Source organism: Roseovarius bejariae, assembly GCF_009669325.1.
GTDB lineage: Bacteria > Pseudomonadota > Alphaproteobacteria > Rhodobacterales > Rhodobacteraceae > Roseovarius > Roseovarius bejariae.
In genome coordinates this window covers 2,249,855-2,265,446 of record NZ_SZWE01000001.1, presented here as the reverse complement: position 1 = coordinate 2,265,446, position 15,592 = coordinate 2,249,855, and the positions used below count along the sequence as shown (strand labels likewise).

General features: G+C 62.5%; 13 protein-coding genes. 9 read left to right on the top strand and 4 right to left on the bottom strand.

Features of this window, described 5'->3' with window-relative positions:
• The first annotated feature begins 122 nt into the window (after positions 1-122).
• A complete protein-coding gene (locus tag FDP25_RS10860) occupies positions 123-1,355 on the top strand; it encodes an MFS transporter (RefSeq protein WP_154151601.1) in 1,233 nt (410 codons plus the stop codon).
• A gap of 55 nt (positions 1,356-1,410) precedes the next feature.
• Positions 1,411-2,514 (top strand): chorismate synthase, encoded by a 1,104-nt coding sequence (gene aroC / locus FDP25_RS10855; protein ID WP_154151599.1) that lies wholly within the window; start codon positions 1,411-1,413, stop codon positions 2,512-2,514.
• Between the two features lie 26 nt (positions 2,515-2,540).
• Here the strand turns inward: aroC and FDP25_RS10850 are convergent, their stop codons facing one another.
• Positions 2,541-4,949, bottom strand: a complete 2,409-nt coding sequence (locus FDP25_RS10850) for a YbcC family protein (protein WP_154151597.1) — start codon at positions 4,947-4,949, stop codon at positions 2,541-2,543.
• A gap of 11 nt (positions 4,950-4,960) precedes the next feature.
• Positions 4,961-6,511 carry a proton-conducting transporter transmembrane domain-containing protein gene (locus tag FDP25_RS10845; protein WP_154151596.1) on the bottom strand — a complete coding sequence of 517 codons (1,551 nt, stop codon included), beginning with the start codon at positions 6,509-6,511 and terminating at the stop codon, positions 4,961-4,963.
• Between the two features lie 112 nt (positions 6,512-6,623).
• Here FDP25_RS10845 and FDP25_RS10840 point away from each other — a divergent pair, with 112 nt between their 5' ends.
• The 6 genes from FDP25_RS10840 (at position 6,624) to FDP25_RS10815 (ending at position 12,508) form a co-directional block, all read left to right on the top strand.
• The gene (locus FDP25_RS10840; protein WP_154151594.1) at positions 6,624-7,514 is read left to right on the top strand and encodes a LysR family transcriptional regulator; all 891 of its coding nucleotides are present in this window, start codon (positions 6,624-6,626) and stop codon (positions 7,512-7,514) included.
• Positions 7,515-7,724: 210 nt separating this feature from the next.
• Complete coding sequence (locus tag FDP25_RS10835; RefSeq protein WP_154151592.1) at positions 7,725-8,219, top strand: Lrp/AsnC family transcriptional regulator; 495 nt, start codon at positions 7,725-7,727, stop codon at positions 8,217-8,219.
• A gap of 190 nt (positions 8,220-8,409) precedes the next feature.
• Positions 8,410-9,582 (top strand): glycine cleavage T C-terminal barrel domain-containing protein, encoded by a 1,173-nt coding sequence (locus FDP25_RS10830; RefSeq protein WP_484592886.1) that lies wholly within the window; start codon positions 8,410-8,412, stop codon positions 9,580-9,582.
• Positions 9,579-10,043, top strand: a complete 465-nt coding sequence (locus FDP25_RS10825; protein WP_246175820.1) for an OsmC family protein — start codon at positions 9,579-9,581, stop codon at positions 10,041-10,043. The genes FDP25_RS10830 and FDP25_RS10825 overlap by 4 nt, the downstream gene beginning before the upstream one ends.
• A 21-nt stretch (positions 10,044-10,064) precedes the next feature.
• Positions 10,065-10,868 carry an enoyl-CoA hydratase gene (locus tag FDP25_RS10820; RefSeq protein ID WP_154151588.1) on the top strand — a complete coding sequence of 268 codons (804 nt, stop codon included), beginning with the start codon at positions 10,065-10,067 and terminating at the stop codon, positions 10,866-10,868.
• A gap of 5 nt (positions 10,869-10,873) precedes the next feature.
• A complete protein-coding gene (locus FDP25_RS10815) occupies positions 10,874-12,508 on the top strand; it encodes an acyl-CoA synthetase (RefSeq protein WP_154151586.1) in 1,635 nt (544 codons plus the stop codon).
• Positions 12,509-12,810: 302 nt separating this feature from the next.
• On the opposite strand, the gene FDP25_RS10810 is transcribed toward FDP25_RS10815, so the two are convergent.
• Positions 12,811-13,809, bottom strand: coding sequence for an asparaginase (locus FDP25_RS10810; RefSeq protein WP_154151584.1), 999 nt, complete (start codon positions 13,807-13,809; stop codon positions 12,811-12,813).
• A gap of 179 nt (positions 13,810-13,988) precedes the next feature.
• Here FDP25_RS10810 and FDP25_RS10805 point away from each other — a divergent pair, with 179 nt between their 5' ends.
• Positions 13,989-14,516, top strand: a complete 528-nt coding sequence (locus FDP25_RS10805) for an invasion associated locus B family protein (protein WP_154151582.1) — start codon at positions 13,989-13,991, stop codon at positions 14,514-14,516.
• Positions 14,517-14,575: 59 nt separating this feature from the next.
• On the opposite strand, the gene FDP25_RS10800 is transcribed toward FDP25_RS10805, so the two are convergent.
• Entirely contained in the window at positions 14,576-15,526 is a 951-nt protein-coding gene (locus FDP25_RS10800; RefSeq protein WP_154151580.1) for an L-threonylcarbamoyladenylate synthase, read from the bottom strand.
• Positions 15,527-15,592: the final 66 nt, after the last annotated feature.

The following is a 15,592-nucleotide window of genomic DNA, read 5'->3' as shown; positions in this document are numbered from 1 at the left end:
GCACCGCCCATGACAAGGGAAGAACCCGCCGCGTCAGGATTGCTGATACCGTCCATCACAACCGTGAATTTGACCACTCCCTCAAAACACCTAAACTGCGCGCGGCGAACCGAGGACAGACCATGCAAAAATCCACTCCCCTCTTTACGCCCGTGCTGATTGCGGGCTGCATCATCATGCTGGTCTCCTTCGCGATCCGCGCCTCCTTCGGCGTGTTCCAGATCCCGATCGCCGCGGAATTCGGCTGGCTCCGCACCGAGTTCTCGCTGGCCATCGCCATTCAGAACCTCGCATGGGGCATCGGCCAACCGATCTTCGGCGCCATCGCCGAACGCATCGGCGACCGCAAGGCCATCATCCTCGGCGCATTCACTTATGCGGCCGGTCTGGTGCTGTCGTCCTTCGCCGTCACCCCCGAGGCGCATCAGGTCTACGAAATCCTCGTCGGCTTCGGCATCGCGGGCACCGGCTTTGGTGTGATCCTTGCCGTCGTGGGCCGCGCCAGCAGCGATGAAAACCGCTCCATGAGCCTTGCCATCGCCACCGCCGCAGGCTCCGCCGGGCAAGTCTTCGGCCCACCCGCTGCCGAGGCATTGCTAGGCGTGATGAGTTGGCAGATGGTCTTCATCGTCTTTGCCGCAACCGTGCTGGCCACACTGATGTTCCTGCCCCTGATGCGCGCGCCGGAACCCGCCACAAGGGCGGAGCTGGAAGAATCCATGGGTCAGATCCTCGGCAAAGCCTTCCGCGATCCGTCCTATACGCTGATCTTCCTCGGCTTTTTCTCCTGCGGCTATCAACTGGGCTTCATCACCGCGCATTTCCCCGCCTTCGTGACCGAGATGTGCGGCCCCATCGCCGCGGGCGGGGTGCTGCACAGCATCGGCATCACCACCACCTCGGCGCTGGGGGCCATCGCCATCGCCGTGATCGGCCTCGCCAATGTCGCTGGCACCCTGACAGCGGGATGGCTGGGCAATCGCTATTCCAAGAAATACTTGCTGGCGGGCATCTATGCCGGGCGTACGCTGGTTGCCGCTGCCTTCATCATGACACCGATGACCCCTGCCACCGTGCTTCTGTTCTCGGTCAGCATGGGGGCGCTGTGGCTGGCCACCGTGCCGCTGACCTCGGGCCTGATCGCGCATATCTACGGGCTGCGCTACATGGGCACGCTTTACGGCATCGTCTTCTTCAGCCACCAGTTGGGCAGCTTCCTCGGGGTCTGGCTGGGGGGCCGGATGTATGACCTGACGGGTGACTACACCATGGTCTGGTGGATCGGTATAGGCGTGGGGGCCTTCTCGGCCCTTGTCCACCTGCCCGTGCGCGAGGCCCGCCTGACCCCCGCCTAGGGCTTGCGGCCCCGCCACCGCCCCGCTATCTCAGGGCGTCAAAGGAGCCCGCGCCATGAGCCTCAATACATTCGGACATCTCTTTCGTGTCACTACATGGGGCGAAAGCCACGGCCCCGCCCTGGGCGCCACCGTCGATGGCTGCCCGCCGGGCGTGCCGGTGGACGAGGCCTTCTTGCAGCAATGGCTCGACAAGCGCCGCCCCGGCCAGAACAAGAACACCACGCAAAGGGATGAACCCGACGCGGTGAAAATCCTCTCGGGCGTGTTCGACGGCCAGACCACCGGCACCTCGATCCAGCTGATGATCGAAAACACCGATCAACGCTCCCGCGACTATGGCGAGATTGCCCAGACCTTCCGCCCCGGCCACGCCGATATCACCTACCACCAGAAATACGGGATTCGCGATTACCGCGGCGGCGGGCGCAGTTCGGCCCGCGAAACCGCGGCCCGCGTGGCCGCCGGTGGCATCGCCCGCGCGGCCCTTCGCGAACTGGTGCCGGGGTTGCAGATCAAGGGCTACATGACCCGCATGGGCGAGATGACCATCGACCGCGCCAACATCGACTGGGCCGCGATCGAGACCAATGATTTCTGGCTGCCCGACTCGCAAGCCGCCCCGGAATGGGAAGCTTACCTGCAAAAACTCCGCAAGGATAAAAACTCGGTCGGGGCCGAGGTCGAAGTGGTGGCACGCGGTGTGCCCGTGGGCCTTGGCGCGCCGGTCTATGGCAAACTCGATACCGATCTGGCCGCCGCCATGATGTCGATCAACGCCGTGAAAGGCGTGGAAATCGGCGAAGGGATGGAGGCCGCCCGCCTCACCGGGACCGAAAACGCAGACGAGATTTTCATGGGTGAGAATGGCCCCGAGTATTCCTCGAACCACGCGGGCGGCATCCTTGGTGGCATCTCCACGGGGCAGGACGTGGTCGTGCGCTTCGCCGTCAAACCCACCTCCTCCATCCTCACGCCCCGCCGCTCGATCAAGATGGACGGCACCCCGACCGAAGTGGTCACCAAGGGCCGCCACGATCCCTGCGTCGGCATCCGCGCCGTGCCGGTGGGCGAGGCGATGATGGCCTGCGTGTTGCTCGATCACCTGATGCTGCACCGTGCGCAGGTGGGCGAAGGCCCAAGGGGCAAGATCGGCTGAGCGCCGGCCACGCCAAAGCAAACAGATTATTCAGCGGCCATCGCGCGCGCGGCCTCGGCGTGATCGCCGAAAGGCTCCCATTGCAGGTTCCCGCGATAGCGCCAGGCCAACTTGCCATCGTCATCCATGGCAATCAGGTGAAGCCACCCGTTATCGAACAGCTCCCGCACACCGGGGTGACGGTCGAGAATCTCGGACATCGCATCGCACGGCGCTTCGATGATCACCGACAGGCGCAAAGGATCGTGTTGAACGCCATTGCCGTCATGAACCGATTGCCATGGCAAGCCGGGACGTGGTGCCCCGTTGTTTCCTTCCAGAACGCCGATCCCCCCGACCACGTTATGCAACAGCTTGTTACCGCCGCCGAACAGGGCTGGTGCCACGGTCGAACCGTAATATTGCAAACTGATCCAGCTGGCGACAACCACGGGGGCGGTCATGATCAATTCAAGAACGCCGAACCCGTCATCACGGCGCCAGTCATAGTCATGCAGAAAGGACTGCCCGGACAGGTCCGCGCCATCGGTTCGGTGGCGTGGCGCGGCGATAAAGGCACGGCATCCGGCCAGCCCCCATTCGGCGCGCGTTTCGGCCCAATCCCGGGCCCTGTGTGAAATGGCGGCACCTCCTGCCGCACGCGGCAGGCGCTTTGCGCGCTCGGCGCGGGCAAGGCCCCCGGCCATCGAGAACCACTGTTTGAGCTGCGCGAGCTTCCCCTCCGGCATCCCATGCGGCAAATCCTGCTCGAACAGGGTCACCTCATCGGTCGTCGTATGATGCATGGCGGGCAGGAACACCGTATCGGGCGGGATATCGATCCCATCTTGGCGCAACCCGGTTTGAACGTCACGATCATTCAACAGCCCCGCCAGAAGCCGGGCATTCACATCCCCCGCATAGCCGCCACAGGCACCACATTGCAGCGCGCTTTCATGCGGGTTGTTGGTCACATCCGCGCCATGCCCCACCAGCATGACGACCGGCGCGAAGGTCTCGGTCAGCGACATCGCGGACAGCACCGATTTTGCCATTCCCACACGCGTTTCAAGATCAATGGCCGGGTCCATCCGGGGGGCTGGCTCCACCGTCGCGCGACCGCCCAAGCCCAGGGCATCCCGCACCAGTTTCCCGGCATAAAGTGGCCCCGTGGCCTCGACGAAAGCGAATGACGAGACCGCAGCCAATTTGAAGCGCCCCCATGCCCGCTTGGCCCGGGCGGTGTAGCGGCGGTTGAGGTCGGCGTTCTCGGGCTCGACCGCTTGCGATGTCACACCGGGCTGCAAAAGCACCGGCCCCCGCAGTTCGGTCACATCCGAACCGGCGGCCCGGTGCGCACTGGACAGCCCAAAGAACCCGGCAAATCCGATCGTTTCGATATTTTCGTCCTGCGCCTCCAGCGCACGACGAAAAACTTCAGAGCGTACATCGATACAAAAGGCCGCCTGCATCTCCGGGCGCTCCTGATCCTTGCGCCCCTTGCCCCCCGGCAAGCTGTCGGCCATTGCACGTTGCGCTGCCCGCTCGGCTGCATCCTGAAGCACCGCGTCGATAACGTGGTCCGGTGATGCGGTGACAGGCGCCTCATGGGCCGCGACCACCTCGGCCCAGCGTGCCGCGATTTGCTCTTCGTACAGGTCAAACAGCGCTTCGTCGAACACCATGCGAATGGCCAGAAGCTCGGTCACGGTGCTGTCGCGGTCCCCGTTCAGGTCGGCTTGCCACAAAAGGTAACGCCCGTACTGCGCCCACCCGCCCAGCGTCATCAGCCATCGGTGAAACGCGGTCGTCGCGGCTTCGGTCGTCACTCCCAGCCGTTCGGACGCCCGGGCAATGGCCCGCCAATGCAGCCGGTTCGTGTCCGAGACGAAGGCGCAAAACCCTTTCAGTCCTTGTATCTCGGGCGTCAAATCGCGCGAGGCAAACTCCCGCCAGGCGACAAAGGCACCGCCTGTCCTGGCTTGCTGCCAAAGGGCCTGCCCTTGATCGAAATGGCTGGCCGCCCAGGCCCCGATACGGTCTTCGATCAACCCGGGCCAGTCGATCCCGGACAAATCGGCGGCCAGTTCGGCCACCGTGGGAAGGGCTTGGGGCGCGGGGGTGTCATGGCCCAGCGCGGCCTTTATATCTTGCAGGCTTGGCACATCATCCGCCCCATCGACCGCGGCCAATGCCGCCCGCAGGTCCACATCCGTGATGTCACCGTCCTCCAGCTTCGCGGCCCAATGGCTGCGCGATGGCGTGATCCGCGCACCGCCCACACGCGCCAGACGCGCCGCCGACTGCGCCAGTGTCTCCCCGGTCTGGCCCAGAAACGGGTTCACCGCGACATTGGCAGACAGCGGGAACAGCGGCGGGATCGCCTTGGCGGCCGTATTGGCCTCGGCAACAAGTTCCAAAAGGGCGGCGGGGTAGGATTCAAGTTTTGCAAACATGGGGGTTCCTTTCAGGCGGCAGGGCGCTTGGACCATCCGTCCAGAAGCTTGTCGAAGATCGCGTTGGCATAAAGACCATTGGTCAGGTGAACACGCAGGCCCGCCGCCGCGGGGTGCGATGCCCATAACGGAAAGGTCGCCTGCGCGATGGCGATGACGCCAAAGCTCACAAGCGCCAGAATGATCAGGGCCCATTCAAGCGGCCCGGGGCTTGGCGTCGCGGGCAAGCTACCAGCCGCCAGAGACTTCGCAGCGACCTGAAGGGCAAAGTAACTTACCGACGTCACCAAGGCATAGACGACAGTGCGCTGCATCAACGCGCGCGGGGCCGCATCGGCGAACCCCTGCGCCAGAAGGTAGGCAACCCCGAAGATCAGGATCATACCCAAGGCTATGGCCTGAACCGATTTCCCATCAAACCCAAGGACGGCCCCCACCAGACCATAGATCACGATGGCGATGGCAAAGGCATAAAGCACATTCCGGGCACTCGGGACGGCGATCGGCCCGGGCCGGGAGATCGCCGAGACATTGCGCACCGCCTCACCCGAGCTCAGGAAGGCATGCGCCTTGTAAAGCGAATGCGCCACGATATGCAGCAAGGCCAGCGGGAACAGCGCCAAACCGCACTGCATGACCATGAAGGCCATCTGCGCAATGGTCGACCAGGCAAGCGAGGTCTTGACCGCCGGTTGCGTCAGCATCACCAAACCGCCGAACAACGCGGTGAACCCGCCAAGCATCACCAGAAGCGCCATGACCCCCGGCGCCACAAGCATCACATCCGCAAACCGGATCAAAAGGAACCCACCCGCGTTGATCACGCCAGCATGAAGAAGGGCGGAAACCGGGGTCGGGGCTTCCATGACTTCGGTCAGCCAGCCATGCATCGGAAACTGGGCCGAGGCCAGCACCGCCGAGACCGCGATGAACAGGGCCGCCGCCATGGTCAGCCAATCGGCCTCGGCGGTCGCCAGAATGCTTTCGATATCGGTGGTCCCGGCTGTCGTGATCAGCAGGATCGCGGCAACAGCCAAGGCGCCTTCGCTCAACCGCGCGACAACGGCTTTCTTGCGGGCCGCACGCCATGCCGTGGCGCGTTCGGGATAGAACAGAAGCAACCGGTTCAGTGATTGGCTTGTCAGTGTCCATGCCACGAAAAGCTGCACCAGATTGCCGGACATCACCAAGATCAGGACCGCAGCCAGCGTTGCCGACATCCAGCCCGAAAACGCGCCCTGCCGGTCCTCCCCATCCATGTAGGTTCTGGAAAACCGAAGCGCAATCCAGCCGATGAAACTGACCAGCACCAGCATCACCGCGCTCACCACATCAAGACGCACGGACAAACCGATGCCAAATGCCCCGATCAAGGGCGATGTCCCCGGCCCCTTGAGCACAAGCAAAATCGCCACCCCTACCGCAACGGCGAAAGCGGCGAAGGCGGCCATCTCTGTCAGGTTCGGCACCCGGCCGGGGCGTTTCCCCGGATGTCGCGCCGCATGAAACGCCGCCAGCAGCAATATCGCCGGGCCAACGAGTGGCAGAAAAAGATGGGTCATGATCGCGGTCCTTCACTGTGTCGTGGCCAAAGCCCTTCGGCCCCAGTAGACCAAAGCCAAATTCAATAAAAATTCATTGTTTTTGAGTTATCGTTCTATTTATAAGAACGATATGCCCCTGAACTATCACCATCTTCGGTACTTCTGGGCCGTTGCGCATGACGGAAACCTGACGCGAACGGCCCAGCGCCTGAACCTGTCACAATCGGCCCTGTCGGTTCAGATCAAGCAATTGGAAGACCGCCTTGGCCACACGCTTTTCGAAAGACGTGGGCGACAGCTTCACCTGACCGAGGCCGGGCGCATTGCCCTGGACCATGCGGATGCGATTTTCTCGACCGGGCAGGAACTTGTCGCCACGCTGACGGGGACGGTTCAAACCCGCAAGGCGCTTCGCGTGGGGGCACTCGCGACCCTGTCACGCAACTTCCAGGTCGGGTTTCTACGGCCGATCCTGTCGCGCATGGATGTCGAAGTGATCCTGCGGTCCGGTAGCCCCACCGAACTGCTGGAAGGTTTGGAAACACTCAACCTCGATCTCGTTCTGATGAACCGCCCGCCACCGAACGACAGCCTGACACCCTATGAAACCCACCAGATCGGGGAACAGGACGTCAGCATCGTGGGCACCCCCGAACGGCTTGATCCGAACCGCCCGATCAGGGATCTGCTCCTTGATCAGCCCTTTATCCTGCCCACGACAGACAGCAGCGTACGCACGGCATTCGACGCCATGGCCAGCCGTCTGTCCGTCCGCCCACAGGTCGCCGCCGAGGTGGACGACATGGCCATGATGCGCCTCTTGGCACGAGAGGACATCGGCCTTGCGCTTGTCGCACCGATCGTCGTGAAAGACGAATTGACGTCAGGGCGCCTCAAGGAGGCCGAGGAACACCCAAGGATCAAGGAAACCTTTTTCGCCATCACGCTGCGGCGGCGGTTTCCGAACCCCTTGGTTCAGGACCTTCTCAAGCAAACCACCGAAACCTCGTTGTTGTCTTGACGGGCAAAGCGTGGCCGCTCACAGGGGCGGCACAGCCACGGCCCCTTGCGCCGGAAAGATCGGGGCTTGAGCCCGGTTGACGCTGCCACCCTTTAATATGTCGCAAAACCATCTAGAGTTTGGGGGGCGTGGTTGCATAACATACGGACCGGCGCAGCTCGTCTTTTCCAAAGCGGCCCGCGTATCGGTCAGTCAAAAAGGCGTTAAGATATGCGAGAACGACAAGGTCTCGATCCAACGGATATTCGCATTCTCAGTGCCGTCCAAAAGCATGGACAGTTGAGCAAGACCAAACTGGCCGAGCTTGTGAACCTGTCGGCCACGCCCTGCTGGGCACGCCTGAACCGGCTGCGCGCGGCGGGCTATATCCGCGGCTATCACGCCGATATAGCGCTTGAGCGGGTGATCGATGCGACACGGGTGGTGGTGACGGTATCGCTCACCCATCACCGCAAGGCCGATTTCGACCGGTTCGAGACCTACATCAAGCAGATCGACGAGATCATCAATTGCGTCGCCACGGGTGGCGGGATCGATTACGTCATGACGGTGGTCTGCCCCAACCTGTCATCCTTTCAGGCCTTGATGGATGATCTGCTCTCGGCCGATCTGGCGATTGATCGTTACATGACCTATTTCGCCACCCGCCTGATCAAGGCCGAGCAGCCCAACCTTGCCAAACTGGTGGCCGAGCGGAACCGATAGTGTTTGCGACACCGGCGTGTCGCTACTTGGCAACTTGGTCCAATCGGTCCTTAAAGCCCTGAATCCAAGCCTGAACGGTCTGCGTAAGCCCCGATTTTTAGGCCGGAATTTCAAATGAAACCGATTACATCCGCCGCAGGAGACAACGCCGCCTAGGGCCGGGCCCGAAGCGCAAATGAGGGTGGAGAACATCATGCAACTGCAAGACTTTGGCTTTGGTACTCAAATTCGCAAATCGCCTTACTTCGACGCCACCGTGCGTTGGGGTGCACAGGGTTTCTCGGTGTATAACCACATGTATATCCCGCGCGACTTCGGCGACCCCGAACAGAACTTCTGGAACCTCGTGAACGATGCGATCCTGTGCGACGTGGCGGTTGAGCGTCAGGTCGAAATCACCGGCCCCGATGCCGCGAAGTTCACCCAGATGCTCACCCCCCGCGACCTGTCCACCATGGCGGTGGGTCAGTGCAAATATGTCCTGATCACCAATGCCGAGGGCGGTATCCTGAACGATCCGATCCTGCTCAAGCTGGGTGAAAACCACTTCTGGCTGTCGCTGGCCGATAGCGACATCCTGCTGTGGGCGCAGGGCGTGGCCGTGCACTCGGGCCTTGATGTGACCATCACCGAGCCCGATGTCTCGCCGCTGCAACTGCAAGGCCCGAAATCGGGTGAAATCATGCAGGAACTCTTTGGCGAGGAAATCATGGACCTGCGCTATTACTGGTTCATCGAGGCCGAGCTGGACGGTATCCCGCTGATTGTCTCGCGCACCGGTTGGTCCAGCGAGTTGGGCTATGAAATCTACCTGCGCGATTCCACCTATGGCGATGCCCTGTGGGAGCGGATCATGGCCGTTGGTATGCCCATGGGCCTCAAGCCCGGCCACACCTCGACCATCCGCCGCATCGAAGGTGGGATGCTGTCGTACCACGCCGATGCCGACATCAGCACCAACCCCTTCGAGCTGGGTTTCGACCGCCTCGTGAACCTCGACATGGAGGCCGATTTCATCGGCAAGTTCGCCCTGCAACGCATCCGCGACATTGGCGTCGCCCGCAAGCAGGTGGGCCTGATCATTGATGGCGAGCCGATGAGCGGCCCCAACACCGCCTTCTGGACCATCAACCACCAAGGCGAAACCGTGGGCAAGGTGACCTCGGCGGTCTACTCCCCGCGCCTGAAGAAAAACATCGCGCTGGCCATGGTGGCGGTTGAGGCTGCCGAACTGGGCACCGATTTGGAGATCCTCACCCACACCGGCGAGACCACCGCGACCGTCGTGGAAAAACCCTTCTTCGACCCGCGCAAGCAGATTGCCGCCACGGGTGCCGCCATCGACGCGCAGGCCACCGCATGAAGGCCGCGATGCTTTCCGATCTCGCGGTCGAACTGCACTGGCACCGCGACGAACCGGCGTTGGAAACCGGCAAGTATTCCAACGCCCATATGGTGCAGTACAACAGCACCTACGAGGTACAAGTGGACTCCGCCCCTGATTGGGGCGGCGACCCCGACAACACCAACCCCGAACAGGCCCTCGCCGCGGCCCTGTCAAGCTGCCACATGATGACCTTCTTGGCGCTTTGCGCCAAGGCGGGCTGGCCGGTGGCCAGCTACCACGACTATGCCGAGGCGCATTTGGGCAAGAACCCCAAGGGGCAAATGTCGGTCACGCGGATCGACCTGAACCCGGTGGTGCGCTTCGACACGGGGTTCACGGTCGAGCAGGACAAGCTGGACGAGATGCAGCACCGCGCGCACCGCTATTGCTTCATCGCCAACACGCTGGCCGACAGCGTGGAAATCAACGTCAACTAACCCCCGCAAAACGGAGCCGCCATGACCACCGACACCGATATTCTGCTGCGTGATCTTTCAGATGACGGCATCCTGCGGCTGACCCTCAACGACGCGGGCCGTCGCAACGCCCTGTCCGAGGCGATGATGACCGAACTGGGCGGGGCCATTGCCGAGGCGGGCGAAAACCCGGACGTTCGGGTGATCGTGCTGGCCGCCAATGGCCCGGCCTTCTGCGCCGGTCACGACCTCAAGGAAATGACCGCCGGACGCGAGGCCGGGGATCGGGGCCGCGCGTATTTCACGCGCGTCATGGCGCAGTGTTCCGGCGTGATGCAGGGGATCGTCAACTGCCCCAAGCCGGTGATTGCCGAAGTGACCGGCATTGCCACCGCCGCCGGCTGCCAATTGGTGGCAAGCTGCGATCTGGCCGTGGCTGCGGAAAGCGCCAAGTTCAGCACCCCAGGCGTGCATATCGGGCTGTTCTGCTCGACCCCCATGGTGGCGCTGTCGCGCAATACCTCCAACAAGCACGCCATGGAAATGCTGCTGACAGGCGATATGACCCCCGCGCCCCGCGCCGCTGAAATCGGCCTTGTGAACTATGCCGTAGCCGAGGATGCGTTGACGGAGACGACCATGGAAATGGCCCGCAAGATCGCCTCGAAATCCAGCATGACACTGGCCACCGGCAAGCGCGCCTTTTACGCCCAACGCGAAATGCCCTTGGCCGAGGCCTATGACTATGCGAGCCAAGTCATGGTTGATAACATGCTGGCCCATGATGCCGAGGAAGGCATCGGTGCCTTCATCGAAAAACGCGCGCCCCAGTGGCAGGACCGATAAAAGACATGACCGAAAACCCCTACAACACCGGCCTTGACCGCACCCCGGCGAACTATCAACCGCTGACACCGCTCAGCTTTCTGGAACGTGCGGCCAGTGTCTTTCCCGATCACACCGCCATGGTCCACGGGGATTTGCGCCGCAACTACAGGGATTTCTATGCCCGCTCGCGGCAACTGGCCTCGGCCCTAGCGGGGCGCGGCATGGGGCGGGGCGATACGGTCTCGGCCATGCTGGCCAACACCCCCGCGATGCTGGAATGCCATTATGGCGTACCGATGTGCGGTGCGGTCCTTCATTCGATCAACACCCGGTTGGATGCGGCGATCATCGCCTTTCAACTGGATCACGCCATGGCGAAAATCGTCATCGTGGACCGTGAATTCGCCCCCCTGATGGCCGAGGCTTTGACACTGGCCAAAGTCACGCCGCTGGTGGTCCAATACGATGACCCCGAATACACCGGCCCCGGCGCCATGGAGGGGGCCGAGGATTACGAGGGTTTCGTGGCATCGGGCGATCCGGACTTTGCATGGCTCATGCCCGAGGATGAATGGGACGCGATCTCGATCAACTACACCTCCGGCACCACGGGTGACCCAAAGGGCGTGGTTTCACACCATCGCGGGGCTTACCTTCTGGCACAGGGGAACGCGCTGACAACCTCGATGGACAAGCACAGCGTTTACCTCTGGACCCTGCCGATGTTTCATTGCAACGGCTGGTGCTTCCCCTGGACTTTGTCTGCCATCATCGGCACCCACGTCTGCCTGCGGCAGGTCCGGTCCGAACCGATCTGGCGGGCCCTCGCCGAAGAAGGAGTCACGCATCTGTGCGGCGCGCCGATCGTTATGTCGCTCATTGAAAGCGCCCCGGCCGAGGAAAAACGCGAACTTGACCGCCGGGTGCAGTTCTTCACCGCCGCCGCCCCGCCGCCCGAAAGCCTTTTGGCCAGCATGGATGCGGCGGGCTTTGACGTGACGCATTTGTACGGGTTGACCGAAACCTACGGCCCGGCAGTGGTCAACGAATGGCACGCCGATTGGTCCGCCCTGCCCGCCGCCGAACAGGCCCGCCTGAAAGCCCGCCAAGGCGTGCGCTACTTGCCGCTGGAACAGCTTGACGTGCTGGACCCCGACACCATGCAGCCCGTCCCACGTGACGGCGAAACCATGGGCGAGGTGATGTTCCGTGGCAATGTCGTGATGAAAGGTTACTTCCGTAACGCCGAAGCCACGCAAAAGGCCCTGTCTGGCGGCTGGTTCCACTCGGGCGACTTGGGCGTCGTGCATCCTGATGGCTATATCCAGCTCAAGGATCGCTCCAAGGACATCATCATTTCAGGCGGCGAGAATATCTCGTCGATCGAAGTGGAAGAGGCCCTGTACCGCCACCCATCGGTCGCGGTTGCGGCGGTGGTGGCCATGCCACACGAGAAATGGGGCGAAACGCCCTGCGCCTTCGTCGAATTGAATGTCGGCCAAGAGGTGGACGAGGCCGGCCTGCGCAACTGGTGCCGCGAACATCTGGCGCATTACAAGGTGCCCGGTCGGATCATCTTTGAAACGATCCCCCGCACCTCGACTGGCAAGATCCAGAAATTCGTCCTGCGGGAACGGGCGGTATCCTCCGCCACGTGACCCCGGTTGATCTGGACGGGCGCCGCATAGCTGCCATTGCCCCGCGTTGCCCATAGGGGCAAAGGGGCCGTGGCCCGGCGTGCAAGTGGCAACGCCCATCACGCCTCGGCCCTTCGTACGAAACTCACGTACGTTTCGTACGTTTTGCACCGCACGCCCTGTTAATCCCGGGGGGTGCGGGAAAAAATACCGACGTGATACCGACGTTTTGCCGACGCGATGCCGATTGGGGTTTTTGTTGTTAACCAAGGCGTTACGGGTGATTCCCTCGCCCCCTCATCATCGCACCGTGTCGACGACCCTCAGGACAACAGGTTGGCCACGGGTTTGACCATCCCGGTCTCGATCCCACGCCAGTTCCTGATGGGGGCATTCATCACCTTGCGGGTGGCGGGGTGGTCCCCCTCCAGCACCCCAAGACGCACCAGAAGGGCGGCAATGGTACACTCCGCCGCCCGGGTCGCCCCATCGGCCGCCTTCACCGCAACGCCCAGTTTTCGGCCCGGAATGATCGCGATGAAGAAGCCCTCGGCCCCGGTTTTCAGGGCCACCGGCTCGGTACAGGCGCGCATCAACTCGGTACATGCCCGGGTTTCGCCAGCCACCAGCTCAGGGTGTTTGACCATGGCCTGCCAAAGCTGCACAGCAGCGGTTTGACGGGCATCGCCCCCGTCATGTGCCGAGGCAAACCGCGCCATGGCACGGGCCATGCCGTGCATGGTTGTGGCGAAATTGGGCGCCGAGCACCCGTCAATCCCGAAGCCCGGGCTGGCCTCGCCCGTGACCTCCTCAAACGCCTGTAACGCGGCCTTTTGCAGGGGGTGATCCGGGTCCACATAGTCCGGTCCCCAGCCCATGTATTGCGTCAGCGTCAGGAAACCCGCGTGCTTGCCGGAACAGTTGTTATGCACCTGACATGGCGACTCGCCACTACGGATGATCGCCTCGCTTTCCGCCTTCCCGAAAGGAAGATGCGCGCCACAGCGGAAGTCATCATCGCTCAGCCCCAGATCGGCAATCCACTGGTTGACTCGTTCGGTATGGATGGTTGCGCCGTTATGCGATGCGCAGGCAAGCGCCAGTTGCTCGGAGGTCAGGCCACGCGCCTTGGCCGCGCCGCTTTCGATCAGCGGCAGGGCTTGCAGCATCTTGGCGGAACTGCGCGGAAGAATGGTAGCCTCCGGATCTCCCCAGGCTTCGACGATCTGGCCCGTGTCGTCGCAAATAACGGCGTGGCCCATGTGCAGACTTTCGGCCAAAGGGCCACGCCAGATTTCGCAAAGAGGGGCAGGATTGGTCATGTCATGGCTCCGGGTACAGGTCTGTGCGGTTTTCCGCCAATTGCGTCTTTCATGTCTCGCCTGTTTCAGGCTATTGTTGCAATGTCGAGTACGAAAAGGCCATGAAAATGACAATCCCGGGAAAGGGATGCACGTGGTCAAGAAAGTTTGAGGCTAAGGACAGCTTGGAGGCTGGACACATGGTATCATGGATTGCACGGAGTGTCGTGGCAGTTGGTTTTGCACTGGCGGCGGGCGCGGCAGTTGCACAAGAGACAAGCACAAATCAGGTTGCGGCCGAAACGGCCTGGAGCGTGTTCGAAGACAAGAGCCCCAAGGAATGCTGGGCCGTGTCCTCACCTACCGAAACGGTCAATACCCGCGACGGTCGGGTCGTCGCCGTGCGCCGTGGGGACATCCTGTTGATGACGTTCTACCGCCCCGAAGCAGGTGTCGCCGGGCAGGTCACCTTTACAGGCGGCTACCCTTTTGCCAGCGGGTCGACCGTGAACCTCAACATCGGCGGGCAGGAATTCGAACTGTTTACCGAAGGCGAATGGGCCTGGCCCGCAAGCACAGCCGATGATGCCAAGATCATCGCGGCAATGAAACGCGGGGCCGATGCGGTTCTGACTGCACGGTCAAGCCGGGGCACCACGACCAAGGATACATTCTCTCTCTTGGGGTATACCGCGGCGGTCGAAGAGGCGGAAAAACGCTGTCAGTAACGCAGGCGTATCGTTTCATGGATACAGGGCCCCGGCGGGCCCTGTTTTGCGTTGATGCCTCAGGTTTCGCGCGGTGCGGCCGCGCGCCTCAGCCTGTCGTTGATCGCAAGCCCAAGACCTGTCTCAGGGATGGGTGAAACGGCGATAGGCCCCTCCCCTTCGGCATCGAGGGCGTGCAAGTGGTGGAAAAGGTTTGCCGCAGCCTCGGTCATATCCCCGGCATAGGAAAGGTTGAGTTCACATTCCACCGGGCCGAACCCAAGCAGGCGTTCGCCCGGCCTTGGGTCGGTCACGTTCAGGCGCACCGGCGCGCCGGGGGCATAGTGTGATGTCATCTGTCCCGGCGCCGTATGCGGATCGCCCGCGCCGTGACGAGTCAGAGGCTGGTGCAGCGCCTCTTCAAGCGCCTCCTGCGGCAGGCCACCGGGGCGCAGGAGTGTTGGGCCATCTGCAAGGCCCAGGATGGTGGATTCCACACCCACGTCACAGGCTCCGCCATCCAGAATGGCCTCGATTCGCCCGGAAAGACCGGCGGCGACATGCGCCGCCTCGGTCGGGCTGATCCGGCCCGAAGGGTTGGCCGATGGCGCGGCCACCGGGCCGCCGAAGGTTTGTAAAAGCTCGCGCGCAACCGGGTGGGCCGGTACGCGTATGGCCACCGTGGGCAAATCGGCGGTCACGAGGGGCGAAAGTCCCGCCCCCGGTTTGAGCGGCAGAACCATGGTCAGGGGGCCGGGCCAGAACGCACTTGCCAGCCGGTCGGCGTCATCGGTCCACTCGACATAGTTCCGGGCTGTCTCAACGTCCGGGACGTGCACGATCAGCGGGTTGAACCGGGGGCGTCCCTTGGCCTCGAATATACGGGCAACGGCGTGATCATTCCGCGCATCCCCGCCAAGGCCATAGACCGTTTCAGTCGGAAAGGCGACAAGGCCACCCGATTTCAGAATTCTCGACGCAACCTCAAAGCCATCTGCGTCAGGCATCAGGATTTGGGTGGACTGGGGCATAAGCACGGGCTCTGACGCGGCGTTTCTGTTGATGACGGGCCCCATTTCCCTAGGCTATGAGACAGG